This is a genomic window from Streptomyces sp. 378 (assembly GCF_030124145.1).
Classification (GTDB): Bacteria; Actinomycetota; Actinomycetes; order Streptomycetales; family Streptomycetaceae; genus Streptomyces.
In genome coordinates, this window is the sequence record NZ_JASKMS010000001.1 from 549,989 (window position 1) to 572,100 (window position 22,112).

At 72.9% G+C, this 22,112-nt stretch carries 18 protein-coding genes and 1 pseudogene; 4 read left to right on the plus strand and 15 right to left on the minus strand.

Features of this window, described 5'->3' with window-relative positions:
* Positions 1-68 precede the first annotated feature (68 nt).
* The 6 genes from QNO09_RS02565 to pdhA all read right to left on the minus strand — a co-directional run bounded on the left by QNO09_RS02565 (position 69) and on the right by pdhA (position 7,555).
* Positions 69-1,175, minus strand: coding sequence for a potassium channel family protein (locus QNO09_RS02565; protein ID WP_283968339.1), 1,107 nt, complete (start codon positions 1,173-1,175; stop codon positions 69-71).
* A complete protein-coding gene (locus tag QNO09_RS02570) occupies positions 1,172-2,560 on the minus strand; it encodes a molybdopterin molybdotransferase MoeA (RefSeq protein ID WP_283968340.1) in 1,389 nt (462 codons plus the stop codon). Before QNO09_RS02570 ends, QNO09_RS02565 begins: the two co-directional genes overlap by 4 nt.
* A complete protein-coding gene (locus QNO09_RS02575; RefSeq protein WP_283968341.1) occupies positions 2,557-3,540 on the minus strand; it encodes an NTP transferase domain-containing protein in 984 nt (327 codons plus the stop codon). Before QNO09_RS02575 ends, QNO09_RS02570 begins: the two co-directional genes overlap by 4 nt.
* 390 nt (positions 3,541-3,930) lie before the next feature.
* A complete protein-coding gene (locus tag QNO09_RS02580; RefSeq protein ID WP_283968342.1) occupies positions 3,931-5,403 on the minus strand; it encodes a dihydrolipoamide acetyltransferase family protein in 1,473 nt (490 codons plus the stop codon).
* Positions 5,403-6,407 (minus strand): alpha-ketoacid dehydrogenase subunit beta, encoded by a 1,005-nt coding sequence (locus QNO09_RS02585; protein WP_283968343.1) that lies wholly within the window; start codon positions 6,405-6,407, stop codon positions 5,403-5,405. The genes QNO09_RS02580 and QNO09_RS02585 overlap by 1 nt, the downstream gene beginning before the upstream one ends.
* Positions 6,404-7,555, minus strand: a complete 1,152-nt coding sequence (gene pdhA, locus QNO09_RS02590) for a pyruvate dehydrogenase (acetyl-transferring) E1 component subunit alpha (protein WP_283968344.1) — start codon at positions 7,553-7,555, stop codon at positions 6,404-6,406. The genes QNO09_RS02585 and pdhA overlap by 4 nt, the downstream gene beginning before the upstream one ends.
* Positions 7,556-7,745: 190 nt before the next feature.
* Between pdhA and QNO09_RS02595 the strand changes: the two genes are divergently transcribed.
* Complete coding sequence (locus QNO09_RS02595; protein WP_283968412.1) at positions 7,746-8,231, plus strand: Lrp/AsnC family transcriptional regulator; 486 nt, start codon at positions 7,746-7,748, stop codon at positions 8,229-8,231.
* Positions 8,232-8,483: 252 nt separating this feature from the next.
* Here QNO09_RS02595 and QNO09_RS02600 read toward each other — a convergent pair whose 3' ends face one another.
* Positions 8,484-9,074 carry a TetR/AcrR family transcriptional regulator gene (locus tag QNO09_RS02600; protein WP_283968345.1) on the minus strand — a complete coding sequence of 197 codons (591 nt, stop codon included), beginning with the start codon at positions 9,072-9,074 and terminating at the stop codon, positions 8,484-8,486.
* Complete coding sequence (locus QNO09_RS02605; RefSeq protein WP_283968346.1) at positions 9,071-10,594, minus strand: 3-hydroxyacyl-CoA dehydrogenase; 1,524 nt, start codon at positions 10,592-10,594, stop codon at positions 9,071-9,073. The genes QNO09_RS02600 and QNO09_RS02605 overlap by 4 nt, the downstream gene beginning before the upstream one ends.
* 160 nt (positions 10,595-10,754) lie before the next feature.
* On the opposite strand from QNO09_RS02605, the gene paaN reads away from it, so the two are divergent.
* A complete protein-coding gene (gene paaN, locus QNO09_RS02610; protein WP_283968347.1) occupies positions 10,755-12,446 on the plus strand; it encodes a phenylacetic acid degradation protein PaaN in 1,692 nt (563 codons plus the stop codon).
* A 102-nt stretch (positions 12,447-12,548) separates the two neighbouring features.
* On the opposite strand, the gene QNO09_RS02615 is transcribed toward paaN, so the two are convergent.
* A complete protein-coding gene (locus QNO09_RS02615) occupies positions 12,549-12,953 on the minus strand; it encodes a type II toxin-antitoxin system PemK/MazF family toxin (protein ID WP_283968348.1) in 405 nt (134 codons plus the stop codon).
* A 166-nt stretch (positions 12,954-13,119) separates the two neighbouring features.
* Here QNO09_RS02615 and QNO09_RS02620 point away from each other — a divergent pair.
* Positions 13,120-14,172: pseudogene (locus tag QNO09_RS02620) on the plus strand (IS701 family transposase); the annotation flags it as partial.
* Positions 14,173-14,463: 291 nt separating this feature from the next.
* On the opposite strand, the gene QNO09_RS02625 reads toward QNO09_RS02620, so the two are convergent.
* Genes QNO09_RS02625 through QNO09_RS02635 form a run of 3 tightly spaced genes read right to left on the minus strand, consistent with a single transcriptional unit; the run spans position 14,464 to position 17,458 of the window.
* A complete protein-coding gene (locus QNO09_RS02625) occupies positions 14,464-15,204 on the minus strand; it encodes a TrmH family RNA methyltransferase (protein ID WP_283968349.1) in 741 nt (246 codons plus the stop codon).
* Positions 15,201-16,412 carry an HTTM domain-containing protein gene (locus QNO09_RS02630; protein WP_283968350.1) on the minus strand — a complete coding sequence of 404 codons (1,212 nt, stop codon included), beginning with the start codon at positions 16,410-16,412 and terminating at the stop codon, positions 15,201-15,203. Before QNO09_RS02630 ends, QNO09_RS02625 begins: the two co-directional genes overlap by 4 nt.
* Positions 16,409-17,458 carry a DUF5819 family protein gene (locus tag QNO09_RS02635; RefSeq protein WP_283968413.1) on the minus strand — a complete coding sequence of 350 codons (1,050 nt, stop codon included), beginning with the start codon at positions 17,456-17,458 and terminating at the stop codon, positions 16,409-16,411. Before QNO09_RS02635 ends, QNO09_RS02630 begins: the two co-directional genes overlap by 4 nt.
* Before the next feature lie 374 nt (positions 17,459-17,832).
* On the opposite strand from QNO09_RS02635, the gene QNO09_RS02640 reads away from it, so the two are divergent.
* Positions 17,833-18,966: an acyl-CoA dehydrogenase family protein gene (locus QNO09_RS02640; RefSeq protein WP_283968351.1), complete on the plus strand. Its 1,134-nt coding sequence runs from the start codon at positions 17,833-17,835 to the stop codon at positions 18,964-18,966.
* A gap of 46 nt (positions 18,967-19,012) precedes the next feature.
* Here QNO09_RS02640 and QNO09_RS02645 read toward each other — a convergent pair whose 3' ends face one another.
* The 3 genes from QNO09_RS02645 to QNO09_RS02655 all read right to left on the minus strand — a co-directional run bounded on the left by QNO09_RS02645 (position 19,013) and on the right by QNO09_RS02655 (position 21,989).
* A complete protein-coding gene (locus QNO09_RS02645) occupies positions 19,013-19,342 on the minus strand; it encodes a rhodanese-like domain-containing protein (RefSeq protein ID WP_033309945.1) in 330 nt (109 codons plus the stop codon).
* A gap of 88 nt (positions 19,343-19,430) precedes the next feature.
* Positions 19,431-20,258, minus strand: coding sequence for a hypothetical protein (locus QNO09_RS02650; RefSeq protein ID WP_283968352.1), 828 nt, complete (start codon positions 20,256-20,258; stop codon positions 19,431-19,433).
* Positions 20,259-20,549: 291 nt separating this feature from the next.
* A complete protein-coding gene (locus tag QNO09_RS02655; protein WP_283968353.1) occupies positions 20,550-21,989 on the minus strand; it encodes a DUF2252 domain-containing protein in 1,440 nt (479 codons plus the stop codon).
* Between the last annotated feature and the right edge of the window lie 123 nt (positions 21,990-22,112).

Consider the following 22,112-nt stretch of genomic DNA (forward strand, 5'->3'; position numbering starts at 1 on the left):
GGCCTTTCGGGCCCTGGCCGGCCGTCGCGCACCGAACGGTGCGGGCGGCCGGCTGTTCGCTCTGCTCGTCAGTTGCGGGGCATCGGGGGCATCGGGCGGACGTCCGGCGCGATCTGGGTGGCCGGAGTCTTCCGCACGATGGTGATGAGCCGGTCGGTCAGCTCCAGTTTCCCGACGGCCGCGTCGTCGTAGCCGAGCACCCGATGACCGCGTATGACGCTCACGACCAGGTCGGCGATCTCCCTCGGCGCCTTGCCCACCTCGGCCTTGACGACCGGCCGCTCCACGATGTCGAGCCCGCTGCCCTGCTGGATGAGGTCCTCCAGCACCATGCCGGCCGACGGGCTGAGCACGGAGAGGCCGAGCAGCCGACCGGCGGCGCTGGCGCTGGTGATGACAGCGTCGGCACCGGACTGCTTCAGCAGCGGCGCGTTCTCCTCCTCGCGCACGGCGGCCACGATGTTCGCCCCGCGGTTGAGCTGCCGTGCCGTCAGTGCCACCAGGACCGCCGTGTCGTCGCGCTGGGTCGCGATGATGATCTGCCGGGCCTTGTGCACCTCTGCCTGCTTGAGGACCTCGCTGCGCGTCGCGTCTCCGACGATCCCCGCGTACCCCTCGGCCGTCGCGGCGTCGATCACCTTGGAACTGGGGTCGACCACGACGACCTGTTCCTTCTTCAGTCCCGTCGCGCAGACGGTCCGGATCGCCGACCTGCCCTTCGTGCCGAATCCGATGACGACGGTGTGATCGCGCAACGTGGACCTCCAGCGGGTCAGTCGCCACTCCTCCCGAGTGCGTTCGGTGAGGGCTTCGAGTGTGGTGCCGACCAGGATGATCAGGAACAGCACACGCAGGGGCGTGATGACGAGGATATTCGTCAGCCGGGCGCCGTCACTGGCGGGAATGATGTCACCGTAGCCGGTGGTGGAGAGAGTGACGGTCGCGTAGTAGAAGGCGTCGAGGAGGTCGACGCCGCCGCCCGCGTTGTCGCTGTAGCCGTCGCGGTCGGCGTAGACGATCAGCGCGGTCGAGACGAGGACCACCAGTGCCATCGACAACCGTCTGGCGACCTGGCGGACCGGGTGCTCCACCAGTTTCTTCGGGAGCTTCACCCGATGGGTCACCAGATGCTCGTCGGCCTGTCGGGCGATCGCGTCCTGGCCCGGAAGTTTCACGTGAAACACACCCCGATTCCTCCGGACGCCCAGGGTAGGTCCAGCAGTTCCGTCTCCTGACCCGGGCGGGCGCCGCCCGGCTGTACGACGGCCAGCGCGTCGGCGGCCGCGATGCCGCGCAGCATGGCGGGGCCGTTGTAGTGCAGCGGCACCGCCTCGTCGCCGCGCAGGACGACGGGGACGAGCCGGGTGTCGTGCGGGTGCCCGTGCACGGCGTCCCGCAGCGGCATCGTGTACGGCTCCGGGGCCGCGCGGGCGGCGAGGATCCGCAGCAGCGGCTCGGCGAGCGTCAGCAGGCCGGAGACGGCGGCGAGCGGATTGCCCGGGAGTCCCACGAGGTGCTGCGTCTCCGTGACGCGGGCCAGCAGCATGGGGTGGCCCGGGCGCACCTCCACGCCGTCCACGAGGAGTTCGGCGCCGATCCGGCTGAGGGTGGGGTGGACGTGGTCGAGGGGGCCCGCCGCGGTGCCGCCGGTGGTGAGGATGACATCGGCGCCGGAGGTGGTGACGGCCCGGTGCAGGGCATCGGCGTCGTCGCGGATGCGCCGGACGGCGGTGACCTCTGCGCCGAGCGCCCGCAGCCAGGGTGGCAGCATCGGGCCGAGCGCGTCCCGGATCAGGCCGTCGCGCGGCAGTCCCTGGGTGAGCAACTCATCGCCGAGGACGAGGACTTCGACGCGCGTCCGGGGGACCGCGCTGACGGTGTCGTATCCGGCCGCCGCCGCGAGCCCGAGGACGGCCGGGGTGATGAGGGTGCCGGCGGCGAGGAGCTGATCGCCGGTGCGGCACTCCTGGCCGCGCGGGCGGATGTCCTGGCCGGGGACGACGTCCCGGGTCGCGTGCAGGCGGCCCTTGTCGTCCGTGCGGCCGTGCTCGCTGCGCAGGACGGCGGTGGTGTCCGGGGGGATGCGAGCACCGGTGGCGATCCGGACGGCCTCACCGTCGGTGAGGGGCGCGGGCGCGGCATGACCGGCGAGGACGCCCTCCTCCCGCACGTGCCATGGGGCGGGACCGCAGACCGCCCAGCCGTCCATCGCGGAGGTGTCGAAGGAGGGGAGGTCGGTGAGGGCGTCGAGCGGCGTGGCCAGGGTCAGGCCGAGGGCGGTGTCGAGGGGCGCGGAGACCGGGGCGCGTCGGGCGGCCCGGGCGGCGTCGCGGCCGGCGCGTTCCGCGAGGGCCCGCGCCTCGGGCCAGGGGGTGGCGCGGTGGCGGGTGCCGGGCCGGTCGGAGGGGTCCGGCCGGTGGGGGGCGCGGGCGCCGTCCGTCCCGCCTCGTGCCGTGGGGTCGGGCAGGTGGTTGCCGTTGCTGTTCTTCACGAGGGCGAGCACCTCCTCCACGTCGAGGTCCTCGGCGTCCTCACCGGCACGGGCGCCGTGCGGGGTCATCCGGCGTCCGGGCGGGTGTCGGGCGTGGCGTCGGGGGCCACATCGCCCTGGGGGGCCTGTGGCGCGGCGGCGGGCGGCCGGTCCCCGGAGGCGCTCTCCTCCTCCCAGCGGATGGCGAGGGCGGCGGCCTTGCGGGCGGCTTCGGCGACCGCTTCGGGTCCTCCGCCGGCCTGCGCGGCCGCGTAGCCGACGAGGAAGGTGGTCAGCGGCGCCGCGGGCCGGGCCACACCGTGGGCGGCGTCGCGGGCGAGGTCGAGCAGGCCGCGGGTGTCGACATCGAGGTCGATCCCGAGTTCGTCCTTGACGGCGGAAATCCATTCATCCAACACGTGCCCATGCTCCCTGATGCGTGCCCTGGCGGTGGCGATGTCGTCCCAGGTGTCGCAGTCGAAGGACGCGACGGGGTCGGAGACGCGGGTGAGGTTCAGCTCGGCGGTGAGACGTTGCAGGGGAAGACCGGCGAGAGCGCCGTGCCGGGCGGCGAGGCGCGCGAGCTCCTCGCGCAGCCGCGGCGCTCGGTAGGCGGCCACGAGCGGCTGGTCACGGCCGTCGGGGTCGGTCAGCAGCACGCCGTCGGTGCCGCTCTCCCGCAGCACGCTCAGCAGGCGGCCGACGGTCGCGTCCCGGAGGAACGGCAGGTCGGCGGAGAGCACCACCACATGCTCGGCCGTGGTGTGGCGGAGCCCGGCGTCGAGCGCGGCGAGCGGTCCACCGCCCGGCGGGTCCTCGCGCGCCCAGGTGACGGGCCGTGCGGTCGGCCGGGGCGCGGCGACGACGACGGTGCTCCGGGCGCCGCCGCAGGCGGCGAGCACCCGGTCGAGCAGGGCCCGCCCGCCCACGCGCACACCGGGTTTGTCGGTGCCGCCGAGGCGCCGGGCCGCGCCACCGGCGAGCACGACGGCGTCGTACCCGGCGCGGTCCGTCCCCTGGGCGGGGCCGGTGCCGACGCCGGGTTCACCGGGGTGCTCGTAGGCGGTCACCCCCCGAGTATGCGCGGCCCCGCGATCACAGGGAACGCGGGGGGAACCGACACGATCACGGGACGCGGATCCGGTACTGAACAGGAATCCCGGCCTCCGCGCCGCCGGTACAGCGTCCGCCTGCATGACAGGCAGCACAGCGCCCGCGCGGCCGGCACAGCGCCCGCACGGCCGGCACGGCGCCCGCGCCGCTGGCACAGCGTCCGCACGGCAAACGGCGCCCGCACGGCAAGCACGGCATCCGCGCGGGATTCGCTGCGGCCTGACGCGAGCCGCTGCGGCAGGTCGGCAGCCCCTGCGGTCGGACGCAAGCCCTTGCGGTTGCAAGGAAATCCCCGCAGCCGGACGCAAGCCGCTGTGGCCGGTCGGAAGCTCCTGCGGCCGGTCGGGTCAGAGCGTCCGCAGCAGTACCGCCGGCTGTTCCACGCAGTCCGCCACGTACCGCAGGAACCCGCCCGCCACGCCGCCGTCGCACACCCGGTGGTCGAAGGTGAGCGAGAGCTGGACGACCTGCCGCACCGCCAGCTCGCCCTCGTGCACCCACGGCTTGGGGACGATGCGGCCGACGCCGAGCATGGCGGCCTCGGGGTGGTTGATGATCGGGGTGGAGCCGTCGACGCCGAAGACGCCGTAGTTGTTCAGCGTGAACGTGCCGCCGGTCAGCTCGGCGGGTGTCAGCGTCCCCGTCCGGCCGGCCTCGGTCAGCCGGACGAACTCGGCGGTCAGCGACTCGGCGTCCCGCGCCTGCGCGTCCCGCACGACCGGGACGACGAGACCCCTCTCGGTCTGCGCCGCGAAGCCCAGGTGCACCTGGTCGAACCGGACGATCTCCCTGGCCTGGGCGTCGACCGTGGAGTTGAGCTCGGGGAAGCGGGCGAGGGCCGCCGTGCAGATCCGGGCCAGCAGGGCCAAGAGGGAGATCTTCGGTCCGCCGGCCGCGTTCATGGCCGTACGCGCCCGCATGAGCTCCGTGGCGTCGGCGTCCACCCAGCAGGTGGCGTCGGGGATCTCGCGGCGACTGCGCGCCAGCTTGTCGGCGACGGCGCCGCGGATGCCCTTGAGCGGGGTGCGGATCTCGCCGGGGGCCGCAGTGGAGGAGGCGCCCGAAGGCGCGGAGGTCTGCGGCGGGCCCGGGTGCGGCTCGGCCGGGGAGGTCGTGACACCCTGCTCCGCGGCCCGCAGGGCGTACTCCACGTCGGCCCGCAGGATCAGCCCGTCGGGGCCGGACCCGGTCAGCTCCCGCAGGTTCAGGCCGTTCTGGCGTGCGAGCCGGCGTACCAGGGGCGAGATCACGGGGACGGGTCCGTCGTCCGTCGCGAGGCCGCCGGCCTGCCCGTTCACCGTCGTCGCGGCATCGCCGGCCTGCCGGTCCATCGTCGTCGCGGGGCCCGTGGCCTGCGCGTGCCCCGGGGCAGCGGCGGCGTCGGTCCGCCCGTTCACCGACCCGGGCACACCGGTCTGCCCGGCTGCCGCGGACGTGCCGGACACCGGCCGCTCCTGCCGGACCCGGCGGCGCCGCGCGGGCGCATCGGAGGTGCCGTAACCGACCAGGACGTTGCCCGAGCCCTGGGAGCCGGTGTCCCCGGCCTTGGTGTCCCCGGCGGCGGAGGCCGGCCGCTCCCCCACCGCCACCGTGATCAGCGGTGCGCCGACGGGCAGTTCCGTGCCCTCCTCGCCGAAGCGGGCGGTGACCACGCCGCCGTAGGGGCAGGGCACCTCGACCATGGCCTTGGCCGTCTCGACCTCGACGACCGGCTGGTCGATGGCGACCACGTCACCGACCTCGACCAGCCAGCGCACGATCTCCGCCTCGGTGAGCCCCTCCCCGAGGTCGGGCAGCTTGAACTCAAGCACCTGTGCCATCAGCTCTCGGCCTCCCACTGAAGACGCCCCACGGCGTCCAGGATCCGGTCCACACCGGGCAGGTGGTGGCGCTCCAGCATCGGCGGCGGGTACGGGACGTCGAACCCGGCCACGCGCAGCACCGGCGCCTCCAGGTGGTGGAAGCAGCGCTCCGTGACCCGGGCCGCGATCTCCCCGCCCGGGCCCCCGAAGGAACCCGACTCGTGGACGACGACCGCGCGTCCCGTCCGCCGCACCGAGGCGCACACCGTCTCGTCGTCGAACGGCACCAGGGAGCGCAGATCGACCACTTCGAGGTCCCAGCCCTCGGCCCGGGCCGCCTCGGCCGCCTCCATGCAGACGGGTACGGACGGCCCGTACGTGATGAGCGTGGCGCTCCGGCCGGGGCGCCGCACCACCGCGCGGCCGATCGGCTCGATGGGCGCCGGCTCCTCGGGGTTCCAGGAGTCCTTCGACCAGTACAGCCGCTTCGGCTCCAGGAAGACGACCGGGTCGTCGGAGGCGATGGCGGCGCGCAGCAGCCCGTAGGCGTCCGCGACGGTGGCGGGCGTGACGACATGGAGCCCCGGAGTCGCCATGTAGTACGCCTCGGAGGAGTCGCTGTGGTGCTCGACGCCACCGATGCCGCCGCCGTAGGGGACGCGGATGGTGATCGGCAGGGGCATCCTGCCGCGGGTGCGGTTGCGGGTGCGGGCCACGTGCGAGATGAGCTGCTCGAACGCCGGGTAGGCGAACGCGTCGAACTGCATCTCCACGACCGGGCGCAGGCCGTACATGGCCATGCCCACTGCCGTGCCGAGGATGCCCGCCTCGGCGAGCGGGGTGTCCGTGCAGCGGTCCTCGCCGAACTCCTTGGCGAGTCCGTCGGTGACGCGGAAGACACCGCCGAGGGTGCCGACGTCCTCGCCCATGACGTGCACGGCGGGGTCGGCGGCCATGGCGTCGCGCAGCGCGCGCGTGAGGGCCTGCGCCATGGTGGCCGGCTTGACGGCGACGGTGGTCATCCGTGCGTGCCCCCCTCCGGCTCGGTGTCGGCCTCGGCCGCCAGCTCGGCCCGCAGCTGGTCCCGCTGTTCGCGCAGGTGCGGGGTCGGCTCGGCGTACACGTGGCCGAACAGGTCCATCGGGTCGAGCACCGGGTCCTGGTTCATGTGCTCGCGCAGGGCCGCGGCCATGGTCTCGGCGTCCTGGCGGGCGGCCTCGACGCCGGCCTCGTCGAGCAGGCCCCGCTCGGTCAGTTCGCGCTCCAGCAGCCGGATCGGGTCGTGCTCGCGCCAGGTCTCGACCTCGGCGTCGCCGCGGTAGCGGGTCGCGTCGTCGGCGTTGGTGTGGGCGTCGACGCGGTAGGTGATCGCCTCGACGAGAGTGGGGCCGCCGCCGGCGCGGGCGCGGCGTACGGCGTCGGAGAGCACCTCGTGCACGGCGGCGGCGTCGTTGCCGTCGACCAGGCGGCCGGGCATGCCGTAGCCGACGGCCTTGTGGGCCAGCGACGGGGCCGCGGTCTGCTTGGCGAGCGGGACGGAGATCGCGAAGCCGTTGTTCTGCACGAAGAAGACCACCGGGGCCTGCCAGACGGCGGCGAAGTTCAGCGCCTCGTGGAAGTCGCCCTCGCTGGTACCGCCGTCGCCGACCATGGCCAGCGCGACCACGTCGTCGCCCTTGAGGCGGGCGGCGTGCGCGAGGCCGACGGCGTGCGGCAACTGGGTGGCGAGCGGGGTGCACAGGGGGGCGACCCGGTGCTCGTACGGGTCGTAGCCGGTGTGCCAGTCGCCGCGCAGCAGGGTGAGCGCCTCGACGGGGTCCACCCCGCGGGCCACCACGGCGAGGGTGTCGCGGTAGCTGGGGAAGAGCCAGTCCTGTTCCTCCAGCACGAGCGCGGCGGCGACCTCGCAGGCCTCCTGGCCGGTGGTGGAGGGGTAGACCGCGAGACGGCCCTGCTTGGTGAGGGCGGTGGCCTGCGCGTTGTAGCGGCGGCCCTTCACCAGCTGCGCGTACAGCGTCCGCAGCAGCTCGGGGTCGGCCTTCGCGGCCGCCCCGGTGCCCAGGACGCGGTACGGCTCCGCGTCGGGCAGCAGCGGCGCGGGATCCATGCGCGGCTGCCAGGCGGGCGGCGGGGTAGGCCGGTAAGCGCCCCGCTGCTCCATGACCGTCATGACGGCACCTCCTCGTGGGAGCGACTCGGAGAGGCACGTCGGCTGTGACGCGCCTCACCTACCGATTGTTCGGTCGTCGGCACATTTTGGCTACGGGTGGCCCCAGGCTGTGGACAAACGGTTCTCCACAACCTGAGATGGACGCACTACGTCCATGGCAGAGAGGCGGGGGCGGGTGGCATCTGAACAAATGGCCGACGGACACGACGCCGGCGGTCCGCTGCCGCCGCCGCGGCCCCTGGACGCCATCGATCAGGACATCCTGCGCATGCTCCAGGCGGACGGCCGTGCCTCGATACGGTCGGTCGCCGAGCGGGTCCACGTCTCGCGCGCCAACGCCTACGCCCGCATCAACCGGCTCGTCGAGGACGGGGTCATCCGTGGCTTCGGCGCCCGCGTCAACCACGAGCGGGCCGGTCAGGGCACGTCCGCGTACATCACGCTGAAGATCGTCCAGAACTCCTGGCGCACGGTGCGCGAGGCGCTCAGACAGCTGCCCGGTGCCTCCCACATCGCCCTGGTGGGCGGCGACTTCGACGTGCTGCTGCTGGTCCACGTGTCCGACAACCGGGCGCTGCGCGAGCTGGTGCTGACCCGGCTCCAGGCGATCCCCCAGGTGCTCAGCACGCGCACGCTGCTGGTCTTCGAAGAGGAGGACCTGGAGCCGCAGGGGTGAAGGGCCGCCGCGCCCGTCAGCTCGCGGGCCCCGCAACGCCGAGCGGCACCGCGGACACCACCGGGAGCAGCGCCCGTCCGAGCCCGGTGCCGGCCGCCGTCCGCGGTCCGCGCAGGGACCGGCGTGGCGGCGGCACCCAGGCGAGCACGAGCAGGCCAGCCGCCCAGAACAGCACGCCCGAGAGGCCACCGGGGCCGCCCCGGGGGCCGACGTCAAGGGGCCTTGCGCAGGCCTCCGAGGTGGGGGCCGACGTCAAGGGGCCTTGCGCAGGCCTCCGAAGGCCAGCCGTACCACCGCGTCGGCCACCTCGCGTTCGCTCATGCCACGGACGTCCGGCCGGTACCACTCGACGATCGAGTTGATCATGCCGAAGACCAGCCGGGTCACCAGCCGGACCTCTATGTCGGCGCGCACGTCCCCGTCCGCGGCGGCCGCCTTGAGCAGGTCGGACACGCGGTGGTCGAAGTCCCGGCGCCGCTCCAGGGCCCACCGTTCGGTGTCGGTGTTGCCCCGCACCCGCAGCAGGAGGGTCACGTAGGGCAGCTCGGTGATGAGCACCTCGACCATGCGGCGGACGACGTACTCCAGGCGGTCGGCGGCGCGCCCCACGCGCGCGTGCTCCTCGTCCAGGATCCCGAAGAGACCGTCCAGCGCCCTGCTCACGGCCCGGCGCAGCAGCTCCTCCTTGCCGGACACGTGGTGGTAGATCGACGACTTGGAGATGCCGGCCGCCCGGGAGAGGTGCTCCATGGAGGTGCCGTCGTAACCGCGCTCGATGAACACCTGGACGGCGACGGACAGCAGCGTGTCCGGGGTGTAGGTGTCGCGCTTGGCGGTGGTCATGAGGCGGTGCCCTCCCGCGGGTCGGAGGCGTGGGCGTGGCGGTACAGCGCCAGGGACGGCGCGTAGCGTCCCGAGGGATCGCAGCGGTGGAGGTCGTCCAGGAGCGCGTAGGCCCAGGAACGGCCGAGCCGGCGGCTCCACTCGAAGGGGCCCAGGGGGTAGTTGACGCCCAGGCGCATCGCGGTGTCGATGTCCTCCTCGGTGGCCACGCCCTTGGCGACCGCGTCGTGCGCCAGATCGATGATCCGCGCGACCGTGCGGGCGACGATCATGCCGGGCACGTCGCCGATGAGGCTGACCCGCTTGCCGAGCGCCTGGAAGAGGCCGGTGGCCTCGGCGAGGGTCTGCGGGGAGGTGTCCTGGGCGGCGGACAGGGCGATCCGGGTGGCCTTGCGGTAGTCGAGCGCGAGGTCGAAGTGGACGACGTCCCGGAACTCCACGGCGGTCTGCCCGTCGGCCAGGACGAGCCGGCCGCCGCTCGGGAGCAGCAGACAGGCCCCCGCTTCCTCGTCGTCGTCCTCGTCGCGGACCGGGATGCCCGCCTCGCGGATCAGCGCGAGCAGCTCGGCCGCCGGGCCCAGGTCGCCCTCGGCGACGACGTACGCGGGCGGCTGCCGCTTCTCGGCGGTGTCCGGCTCGGGGCGTTCGGCCCCGTCCCGGTACGCGTACCAGCCCTGGCCGCTCTTGCGGCCGAGCCGGCCGGACTCGACCAGGCGCCGCTGGGCGAGGGACGGGGTGAAGCGCACGTCCTGGAAGAAGGCCTGCCAGACGGAGTGCGTGACGGACTCGTTGACGTCCTGGCCGATCAGGTCGGTCAGCTCGAACGCGCCCATCCGGAAGCCGCCCGACTCGCGCAGCACGGCGTCGATGGTGGCCGGGTCGGCGCCCTGCGCCTCGTAGACCGCGAAGGCCTCGGCGTAGAAGGGCCGCGCGATGCGGTTGACGATGAAGCCGGGGGTGTCCGCGCAGGCGACCGGCGTCTTGCCCCAGGCGCGCGCGGTCTCGTACGCGCGCGTGGCGTAGGTGACGTCGGTGGCGAACCCGGAGACGACCTCGACCAGCGGCAGCAGCGGCGCGGGGTTGAAGAAGTGCAGGCCGACGAACCGGCCGGGGACGCGCAGGGCGCCGCCGATGGCCGTGACGGACAGCGACGAGGTGTTGGTGGCGAGCAGGCAGTCGTCGGAGACGATGCCCTCCAGCTCGCACAACAGTTCCTGTTTGACGTCCAGCCGCTCCAGGACCGCCTCGACGACCAGGGCGCAGTCGGCGAGCTCGGCGAGGTCCTCGGCGGGCCGCAGCCGGGCGCGGGCGGCGTCCCGGTCGGCGCCGGTGAGGCGCTCCTTCTCGACGAGCCGGTCCAGGCGGGCGCCGATCGCGTCGGCCGCCTCCCGGGCCCGCCCCGGAACGGTGTCGTACAGCCGTACGAGATGGCCCGCGACCAGCGCGACCTGGGCGATGCCCTGGCCCATGGTGCCGGTGCCGACGACGGCCACGGGGCTGCTGAGGTCGAGTGCTGTCATGGGCGCGATCCTCCCGCACGGGGTTTTCCACAGATGCGGTGGACCCCCTTGAACCGACCGATCGTTCGGTTACTCTAGCTCTGTCCGAGTGTTCCTGCCCAGGTTTCTGCCCAGGTCATGAACTCGACGAAGAGTTCTTGAGACGAGGAGTTGGTCACCCATGACCGCCGCACTCTCGGCGCACGAGCTGATCGCCCGGCACCGGTCCACCCTCGACCAGGCGCTGGAAGCGATCCGCACGCGCGCGTACTGGTCCCCGCACCCCGAGCACCCCAAGGCCTACGGGGAGAACGGCAGCCTGGACGCGGCGGCGGGCAAGGCCGCCTTCGACGCCCTGCTCGGCTCCCGCCTCGACCTCGGCCAGCCCGGGACGGACGACTGGGTGGGCGGCGAGACGTCCCCGTACGGCATCGAACTGGGCGTGACGTACCCGCACGCGGACCTCGACGTGCTGCTGCCCGCCATGAAGGCCGGCCAGCGGGCCTGGCGCGACGCGGGCGCCGAGCAGCGCGCGGTGGTCTGCCTGGAGATCCTCAAGCGCGTCAGCGACCGGACGCACGAGTTCGCGCACGCGGTGATGCACACCTCCGGCCAGGCCTTCATGATGGCGTTCCAGGCGGGCGGGCCGCACGCGCAGGACCGCGGCCTGGAAGCGGTGGCGTACGCGTACGTGGAGCAGGTCCGCACGCCCGACAACGCCGAGTGGAGCAAGCCGCAGGGCAAGCGCGACCCGCTGGCCATGACCAAGCAGTTCACGCCGGTCCCGCGCGGCATCGGCCTGGTGATCGGCTGCAACACCTTCCCGACGTGGAACGGCTACCCGGGCCTGTTCGCCTCCCTCGCCACCGGCAACGCGGTCCTGGTCAAGCCCCACCCGCGCGCGGTGCTGCCCCTCGCGCTCACCGTGCAGATCGCGCGCGAGGTGCTCGCCGAGACCGGTTTCGACCCGAACCTGATCGCGCTGGCCGCCGAGAACCCCGGCGAAGGCATCGCCAAGACCCTCGCGCTGCGCCCCGAGATCCGGATCATCGACTACACGGGCTCGACCGAGTTCGGCGACTGGCTGGAGGCCAACGCCCGTCAGGCGCAGGTCTACACGGAGAAGGCCGGCGTCAACACGGTCGTCCTCCACTCCACGTCCGACTACAAGGGCATGCTCTCCAACCTGGCGTTCTCGCTGTCCCTGTACAGCGGCCAGATGTGCACCACCCCGCAGAACCTTCTCGTCCCCCGCGAGGGCATCTCCACCGACCAGGGCCCCAAGTCCTACGACGAGGTGGTCGCCGACCTCGCCCAGTCGGTCGACGGGCTCCTCGGTGACGACGCCCGGGCGAACGCGCTGCTCGGCGCGATCGTCAACCCGGACGTCAAGGCCCGTCTGGAGGCCGCTTCCGGACTGGGTGAGGTCGCCCTGGCCTCCCGGGAGATCGCCAACCCGGACTTCCCGGGTGCGGTCGTCCGCACGCCGGTGATCGTCAAGCTGGACGGGGCCAAGCCGGACGCCGAGGCCGCGTACATGAGCGAGTGCTTCGGACCGGTGTCCTTCGCCGTGGCCGTCGACTCCGCCGCGGACGCGACCGAGCTGCTCCGGCGGACGGTCCGCGAGAAGGGCGCGATGACCGTCGGGGCGTACACCACCGACCCGGAGGTCGAGCAGGCCGTTCAGGAGGTCTGCCTGGAGGAGGCGGCGCAGCTGTCGCTGAACCTCACGGGCGGGGTGTATGTGAACCAGACGGCCGCGTTCTCCGACTTCCACGGCTCGGGAGGCAACCCGGCGGCGAGTGCGGCGCTGTGTGACGGGGCGTTCGTCGCCAACCGGTTCCGTGTGGTCGAGGTGCGGCGGGACGCCTAGCAGCCGTAGATCGTGATCTCGATGGTGAGGGGCGCCGAGGCGACAGTCGGACAGCGTCGACCATCTGGCCGAGACCGCCCACGCCGTCGGCTCCTTCTCCCTCTACCCGAGTTCACCGAGACGGAGGGCGTCCCTTATCTCGCTGAGCTTCGCGGTCGTCGCCGGGGTCTGTTCCTGCGCTTGTTCAGCGAGTCGGAGGGCATCGTCAATCTCGCTGAGCTTCGCCGAGGACAGGACGGCCGCCCGCTCTATCAGGTCGTCCCGTGACACAGTGGTCAGCCACGTGCAAGGGGTGAAGCCTGGACGCGGGAAAGCGAGCCGCAGCACGCCTTCGAACGGCACTCCTTCACCGGCGCCCACCATCACTTCGATGCCCAGACCGCTAATGTCGACGCCCGCCGGAGCGACGACCTGCATCACCCGGATCCCGGACGCGTCGTCTCCCGACAGCAGTACGACCAACCTCCGCTCGTCGAACTGGACCCACCAGACTTCGCCACGTTGCACAAGTCCTCCAGACACAGGACGGCAGACAGACGCTGCGCGAGCCTGACGCGCTGTGGAGACGGGTGCGGCCACCGTTGATCATCGGTGTGTGAAGACTGAAGATCACGCGGTGGCCGCAGGTCACAGCGTAAACCCTGCCCACTGGCAGGAGGCGTTCGAGGGCCTGATGAGCCGGATAGCGGGACGGTTCACGCGGGTCGAATCCCGGCGTCGAGCCCGGAAGTTGGTACTCGACCTGCTGTCGGACCTGCCGCGCAAGAACTGCTGGACCATCGCCGAGTGGGTCGGGGACAGGACCCCGGACGGCATGCAGCACCTGCTCGGGCGGGTTAAGTGGGACGCCGACCAGGTCCGCGACGACGTGGGTGACTACGTGGTGGAGTATCTGCACGACGACGAGGCGGTGCTGGTGGTCGACGAGACCGGCGACGTGAAGAAAGGCACCGACACTGTCGGTGTCCAGCGCCAGTACACCGGCACCGCCGGACGCGTCGAGAACAGCCAGGTAGCCGTTTACCTCGCCTACTCGACCCCGCGAGGGCACGCGGCGATCGACCGGGAACTCTATGTTCCGCGTTCCTGGACCTCCGACCCCGACCGCTGCCGGGCCGCCGGACTCGGTGACAAGACGGAGTTCGCGACCAAGCCAGAGCTGGCCGCCCGCATGGTCACCCGATTCCTGGACGCCGGCCACCGGGCCGCATGGGTCGCGGGAGACGAGGTCTACGGCGGCAACCCGAGGCTGCGCGCCGCGCTGGAGGAACGCGGGACCGGCTACGTCCTAGCGGTGGCCTGCTCGCACGAAGTCACCACAGGCGCCGGGAAGTTCCGCGCGGACACACTGGCCAGGAAGGTGCCCAAGAGGGCCTGGCAGAAGCTGTCCGCAGGGGTCGGAGCCAAGGGCCACCGCTTCTACGACTGGGCCGTCATCGACCTCACCGACCCCCGGCCCGGGAGCCAGCAGTTGCTGATCCGCCGCAACCGCAGCACCGGCGAACTCGCGTACTACCGCTGCTACTCGCCGGCCGCAGTGCCGCTGACCACCCTGGTGCGCGTCGCTGGATCAAGGTGGCGGGTCGAGGAGTTTTTCCAGTCCGGCAAAGGCTTGGCGGCCTTGGGCGAGCACCAGGTCCGGCGCTACTCGTCCTGGTCCCGCCGGGTCACCCTGGCCATGCTTGCGCACGCCTTTTCTCGCGGTCACCGCGGCGCAGGCAGCGGCAAAGGGGGCTGCAGAAACGGTTCCACCCTGGTTCCGCTCACCGTGGCGGAAATCCGCCGGCTGCTGGCAGCTGGCCTCGCGCACCGATCCCGCCCGCCGCTTCGCATCCACGCAATGAGCTGGTCACGGTGGCGGCGCAGGCGTCAGGCCGTCGCCAGACACTGCCACTACCGGCGACGATGCCACTCGTTGGAGGGGCGGTCCGGCAAGACCGCCCCTGACATGCCATCAGCCCACTACACTCCCCACGATGCCTCTGACCAGGCCAGATAGCGAACCGCTGCTGGAGTACTAGGAGGCACCGCAGCTCCAGTGGTACAGGGTCATCGCCACGCTCGTCGCCAGGTTGTAGCTGCTCACCTGGGGGCGCATCGGGAGCGACAGCAAGTGGTCCGCACGCGCGCGCAGTTCCGTGCACAGGCCGGTGCGTTCGGAGCCGAAGGCGAGGACGGCGTCGTCCGGGAGGGTGACGGCCCGGATGTCGTCACCCTCCGGATCGAGGGCGAACAGGGGTCCGGGCGGCAGCTCGGACACCTCGAGACGCTCCACGGCCGTAGCGAAGTGCAGTCCCGCCCCACCGCGTACGACGGTGGGGTGCCAGGGGTCGACCGTCCCGGTCGTCACCACGCCGGTCGCACCGAACCCGGCGGCCAGGCGGATCACCGCGCCCGCGTTGCCGAGGTTGCGCGGGTTGTCGAGAACGACGACCGGCGCCGTGCGGGGCACCTGCGCCAGCTTCTCCAGGTGGCGGGCGCGGGAGGGCCGGACGGCCAGGGCGGCCACGGCGGTGGGGTGCGCACGCGGCACGAACGTCGCGTACGTCCGGTGCGGCACCTCCGTCAGCAGCCCGGCCAGCGCGTCCCGTACGTCCGGGGCCAACTCGTCGGCGAGGGCGAGAGCGGCCGCCCGGTCGGCGGTGACCGCCAAGGGCACCTCGGCGCCGAAACGCAGCGCGTGCTTGAGGGCGTGGAACCCGTCGAGCAGGACGGTCTCGCCGGCGAGCCGGTGCCAGGCGGTCACGGGGTCGGTCATGCCCCGAAGCCTACGTGCGCCGCCTCGGGGCTCTCGGGCGCGCGCTGTCGCGGGACCGGCGTACGCCCGCCCCGGCGCGGGAGCCGGTCACGGGCGCGTGCCACCCGGCCGCCCAGCCGCCGCAGGAAGCCCGTCGGCAGGAACACCGCGTCCGCGGCGATCATCGCGAGCGAGAAGAAGGGCAGTCCGAGGACCACGGCGATCACCGCGTGCTCGGTCATCATGACCGCCAGCAGGACGTTCTTCACCCGCCGGTTGAACAGGGTGAACGGGAAGGCGACCTGCACGAGGACCGTCCCGTACGTCACCAGCATCACCATCGTGCCGCTGGCCGACAGCAGGTCGGCGAGGGCGGGCCAGGGCGAGAAGTACTCCAGGTGGAGCGGGTAGTAGACCGCGGTGCCGTCCTGCCAGCGGGAGCCCTGGATCTTGTACCAGCCGGCCGTCGCGTAGATCAGACAGGCCTCGGCCATGATCACGAGCAGGGCGCCGTTGTGCACGATGGCGGCGACGACGTCCAGCAGGATCCGCGGTTCACCGGTGCCGGACCGGCGTCCGGCCAGCCACCACAGGGCCTGCACCGCCCACACCGTCCACAGCAGGCCCGGTATGAGCCAGTCGCCCTGCATCCGGCCGGCCAGGGTGACCGCGACCAGCACGAACCCGAGCGCGCCCCACAGGGCAGGGCCCGTCCGGTCCGTGACCCGCTCGCCCCGCGCGCGGGCCGCCCGGTCCCGTTCGCCCCGCTTGGCGTCCAGCGACCACACCTGCGCGCACCGCGTGAACACCAGGTAGATCGACATCAGGTGCAGCACGTTGTCGCCACCGTCACCCATGAAGACACTGCGGTTCTGCAGCGACAGCACCCCGACCATGAACAGCACCGACATGGTGCGGGTGCGCCAGCCCAGCAGCAGCAGGGCGCTGGACAGCACCGCGAGCGCGTAGACGATCTCGAACCAGACGCGGCCGTCCGACCACATCAGGATGGTGAAGGAACCGTTGGAAGTGACCAGCTGCTGACCCAGGTCCCAGCTCCAGGGGCCGTCCGGCCCGTACAGCTCGTGGCGGTGGGGGAGCTCGCGGAGCAGGAACAGCAGCCAGGTGGCGCTGAAGCCGATACGGATGACGGCCGTCTGATAGGGGCCCAGGGCGGCCTCGGTGACGCGGGCGATGCCGCCCGAGACGGCCAGCGAGAAGCGGTTCACCGCACGCCACCCCGAGCCTCGTCCTGCGACACCTTCCACCACGGCAGCTCCCGGTAGGACGGCGTCGTGGAGACCTTCTCCCGGCTCCACTCGGGTGGCGGCACGTTGCTGGTGCGGGAACGGACCTGCACGCGCTCGATGATCCCGGCGCCCCCGGTCGTGGCCCGTACCGCGGCGTCGCGGTCGAGGCGCAGCACCATGATCCGGCGCAGGTACGCCTCGGAGAGCGAGCCGCGCAAGCCCACGGGCCGGTTCTCGCCGTCGTGCGTGGCGACGAAGAAGTCCCAGGCGCGGCGCAGCTCGTTCTGCTGGGTGTGGCTGGGCAGCAGGTTGCCGTCGATGGCCTCGCCGTCCTCGGCGGACAGGTCGTACCAGCCGGTGGTCAGCGTCCTGCCGTCCGGCCCGCGAACCTCCGCCCGGACCTGGATCGAGATGTTCTGCTGGAGCGGGTTCGGCGCGAAGAGCTTCCAGTTCTGCTCGAACTCCGGATAGATCCAGTCGTCCACGGCCTCGCCGTGCTCCCTGGTGACCGTGTTCGCCGGCGCGACGTGCAGGAACGTCATCCCGAGATGCACACACACCCCGATGGCGACGACCGCGAGCGCCAGGGCGACCCCGATCTGGTAGCGCAGGGACAGCGCGGCGACGCCGGTACGGGGTTCACCGGCCGGGCCCGGCCCGACCGGTCCGACTGACCTGACCGGTCCCGGCGGTCCGACCGACCCGACCGGTCCCGGCGGTGCGACCGGTCCCGGCGATGCGACCGACTCGGACGGCCCGACCGGCTCGGAGCGGGGGGTGGGCACGCCCGGCTCGGCGGACCCCGACGGCACACCAGAGCCTCCGGACTCCGGCGGCATGCCCGAGCCTGCCGCCCCGGACGGCACGCCCGGGGCGGACCCGGACGGCACGCCCACCACGGCAGACGCCGACGGCACGCCCGAGCCTGCGGACTCCCCAGGTGCGCCCCGTTCCGTGGGCGAGGTCGGCCGGCTCGGCGTGCCCGGGCCGTGCCGGGCGTTCGAGCCCTCGTCGTACGCGTCCATTCCGCCCCGTTCCACGATCCCGGTCCGTCGTTCCGTCCGCCCGGCCGCGAGGGCGTCGCCCCACCCGCGCACCGGCGCGCGGCATCGGCACGGGAACGGTACTCAGGACACCCACCCGGGCACAGCCCCTGTCCGCCGGTCCCGCCGTGGCCGTCGCCACACCGCGCGGACGACCGTACGGCGCGTGCGCCCGCCCGGGAGCCGCCGTCCCTCTGGTCCACAGGGGACTCCCGCAGGTTATCCACAGGGCGGCCCGGCCGGTGTCCACAGGAGGGACACCCTACGGCGCCCGCCCGTAGACCCATTCCCTTCTTCTAGAACCTGTTCTATCTTGACGCCCCGTCAGCTCAACGGGACCCGGAAGGACAGGCACCGTGGACTTCACCTTCACCGAGGAGCAGCAGGCGTCGGCCGAGGCGGCCAAGGGCGTGTTCGCCGGGGTCGCGCCCGACGCCGTGCCCAGCCCGGCCCTCACCCCCGGCGCCGTCGCCGAGACGTACGACCGCGCCCTGTGGGCCAGGCTCGCCGACGCGGACCTGCTGAGCCTGCTGCTCGACCCGCGCCACGGCGGGGCCGGCCTGGACGCCGTCGCGCTGTGCTTGGTGCTGCGGGAGTCGGCGCACGTGCTGGCCAGGGTCCCCCTGCTGGAGAACAGCGCGGCGGCGGCGGCCGTCCAGGCCTACGGCGGTGACGAGGCGAAGGCGGACCTGCTCGCCCGGGCCGGCCGGGGGGAACTCGTCCTGACCGTCGCCGCGCACGGTCGCACCGGCCACGACCCGGCGGAACAGGCCGTGACCGCCCGGCAGGACGGCGGGACGTGGGTGCTGGACGGAATACAGACGGCGGTGCCGTGGGCCTACGACGCGGATGTCACGGTCGTCCCCGCGCACACCGGCACCGGCCGCACCCTGCTGGCGCTGGTGCCGCGCGGGCTTGAGGGAGCCGTCCTCGCCGAGCAGTTCTCGACCAGCGGCGAGCGGCTCGGCGAGCTGCGGCTGGAGTCGGCGCGGCTCGCCGCCCGGGACGTGATCGACACCGACGGGGCGTGGGAGTGGCTGCGGGATCTGCTGGCCACCGGGACGTGTGCGCTGGCGCTCGGTCTCGGGGAGCGCGTGCTGCGGATGACCGGGCAGTACACGAGCGAGCGGGAGCAGTTCGGGTTCCCGATCGCCACCTTCCAGGCCGTCGCCGTGCAGGCCGCCGACCGCTACATCGACCTGCGCGCGATGGAGGCCACCCTGTGGCAGGCTGCGTGGCGGATCGCCTCCGGGGCACCCGGTGGCCTGCCGGCGGCCGGTGACGTGGCCGTCGCCAAGATCTGGGCATCGGAGGGCGTCCGCCGGGTCGTGCAGACCGCGCAGCATCTGCACGGCGGGTTCGGCGCCGACGTCGACTACCCCCTGCACCGGTACCACGCCTGGGCCAAGCACCTGGAACTGTCACTCGGCCCGGCGGCGGCACACGAGGAGGCCCTGGGCGACCTGCTGGCCGCCCACCCGCCGGCCTGACGCAACGGGCGAGTCCTGAACAGGCGGGTCTCCGGAACAGGCGGGTCTAGAGGACGAACCCCTGTTGCCCGTCGTCCGTCACGACGGGACGCCCGGCCGCCTCCCACACCTGCATGCCGCCGTCGACATTCACCGCGTCGATGCCCTGCTGGGCCAGATACATCGTGACCTGGGCGCTGCGGCCGCCCGAACGGCAGATCACATGGACCCGGCCGTCCTGCGGGGCGGCCTCGGTCAGCTCGCCGTAGCGGGCGACGAACTCGCTGATCGGGATGTGCAGCGCCCCTTCGGCGTGACCGGCCTTCCACTCGTCGTCCTCCCGGACGTCCAGCAGGAAGTCGCCGTCCTTGAGGTCCGCGACCGCGACCGTGGGCACACCAGCTCCAAAACTCATGCGTCCGACGCTACCGGAACCGGCCCGAACACCGGGCGGGGCACGGCCCGGCCCCGGCTCCGCCCTCGCCTCAGCTCTCGCCCGCGCCCTCACCGAGCAGCGCGGCCAGCTCCGCCTCGCGCTCGGTGACCTGGGCGAGCAATCCTTGCCCGATCTCGTCCAGGAGGCGGTCCGGGTCGTCCGGCGCCAGTTGGAGCATGTGGCCGATGGCGCTGTCCTCCAGTTCCCCGGCGAGCAGGGCGAGCAGCTCCTTGCGCTGGGCGAGCCATTCGAGGCGGGTATACAGCTCCTCGGCGCGGCTCGGGCCCCGCTTCAGCTCGGGTCCCCTGGCCCACTCCTCGGCGAGCTCGCGCAGCTCCGCCTCGTCGCCCCGGGCGTAGGCGGCGTTGACCCGCGTGATGAACTCCTCGCGCCGCTGGCGCTCCTTCTCCTCCTGCGCCAGGTCCGGGTGGGCCTTGCGGGCGAGGTCGCGGTAGAGCCTGCGGGCCTCCTCGCTGGGGCGGACCCGCTGCGGGGGCCGGACCGGCTGATCCGTGAGCATCGCCGAGGCCTCCGGGAACAGACCGCTGCCGTCCATCCAGCCGTGCAGCAGTTCCTCGACGCCGGGGATGGGGGCGAGGCGCGCCCTGGCCTCCTCGGCCCGCTGCCGGTCGGCGGGGTCGCCGCTGCGGGCGGCTCTGGCTTCGAGGATCCGGGCGTCCAGCTCCTCCAGCCGCGCGTACAGCGGGCCGAGCTTCTGCTCGTGCAGCCGGGAGAAGTTCTCGACCTCGACGCGGAAGGTCTCCACCGCGATCTCGTACTCGATCAACGCCTGCTCGGCGGCTCGCACGGCCCGCTCCAGCCGCGCCTCCGGCCGTGCGGCGTCGCCGCCATCCTGCTCAGCTTCCGGGGTCGTCACCCGACCAGCCTAGGTGACGAACCTCCTGGGGCCTCGCCCCGGAGGACAAGGCCGTGACGCCCCCGTACCCCGGCGCCGCGACCGACCTGGCGACGGACACCCCGGCACAGCGCCCGCCCGACAGCCGACCGAGCAACACAGACACCCCCGGCAACCGACCGAGCACCACGGACACCCCCAGCACAGCGCCTGCCCGGCAGCCGAGGGGGGAGCGGCAGACCTGGGCCGCCGAGGGCCCCGCCCGGCCGGCCGGCGCACCCCTTCACCCCTGCACCCCCCGTCCCGGCCGCCCTACACCCCCATCTCCGCCGCTACCTTCCCCGCCTTCACCCCGGCCACCAGTTCCGCGTGATCCGCTTCGGTCCGGTCCGCGTACGCCACCGCGAAGACCGCCATCGCCTCGTCCAGCTCCTCGTTCTTCCCGCAGTACCCGGCGATGAGCCGCGGATCGGCGCTGTGCGCGTGGGCGCGGGCCAGGAGCGCGCCGGTCATGCGGCCGTAGTCGTCCATCTGGTCGGGGGCGAGGGCGGCCGGGTCGACGCTGCCCTTGCGGTTGCGGAACTGGCGGACCTGGAAGTCGAAGCCGTCGACCGTGGTCCAGCCCAGCAGACTGTCGCTCACGACCTGCATCCGCTTCTGGCCCAGCACGACCCGCCGGCCTTCGTGACCGGCGTCCGGCACCTCGAAGCCGGCCGTCGTCAGATGCGGTACCAGCGCCGACGCCCGCGCCTCCTTCACCTGCAGCACCAGCGGCTCGCCCCGGTGGTCCAGGAGCAGCACGACGTAGGACCGGGTGCCGACGCTGCCCGTGCCGACGACGCGGAAGGCCACGTCCTGCACCGCGTGCCGGGCGAGGAGCGGCAGGCGGTCCTCCTGAAGGGTGCCGACGTACTCCTCCAGGGACGCCGCCACCACCGCGGCCTCCGCGTCCGGGACGCGCCGCAGCACCGGCGGGGCGTCGACGAAGCGGCGCCCGCCGTCCTCGGTGGCCTCGGTCGACTTGGCCGCGAAACGGCCGCTCGTGTTGTGGCGGGCCTTCTCGGAGACCCGCTCCAGCGTGCCGAGCAGATCATGGGCGTCCGCGTGGGAGACGAGCTCCTCGTCCGCGATGGCGTTCCACGCGTCCAGCACCGGGAGTCTGGACAGCAGCCGCATGGTCCTGCGGTAGGCACCGGCCGCGTCGTACGCCGCCTTGCGGCACTGGTCCTCGTCGGCGCCCGCCACCCGGCCCGCGAGCACCAGGGAGGTCACGAGCCGCTTGAGGTCCCACTCCCAGGGGCCGGGGACCGTTTCGTCGAAGTCGTTCAGGTCGATGACCAGTCCGCCGCGCGCGTCGCCGTACAGGCCGAAATTGGCCGCGTGGGCGTCGCCGCAGATCTGGGCCCGGATCCGGGTCATGGGCGTGCGCGCGAGGTCGTGGGCCATGAGGCCCGCCGCGCCGCGCAGGAACGCGAAGGGGGTGGCGGTCATGCGGCCGACCCTGATCGGGGCCAGCTCGGGCAGTCGCCCGCGGCCCGACTCCTCGACCGCGCTCACCGCGTCGGGCCGGGACGCGTCCAGGTCGAGCGTGGCGTGCGCGCTACGCGGGATCCGCTTGCGCAGCGCCTTGCCCTCGTCCTTGGGCGAGCCCTCGGCCGGCCATGCGGCGAACCCGCGCACCCGGGGCAGCCGACGCGGCGCCCCGTCCCCCGCCGTGGTCCCGCCCTCGTTCTGAGATCCAGCCCTGGTCATCCCGACCGCCTCCCCCGCACGCGCACGAACATCAACTCGTGCCGACCGTACAACCGGCGGCGCAAACGCGTCAGACCCTGTGGACAACTCCACAGCTGTGGGCAACCGCGCCGGGCCCGTGCG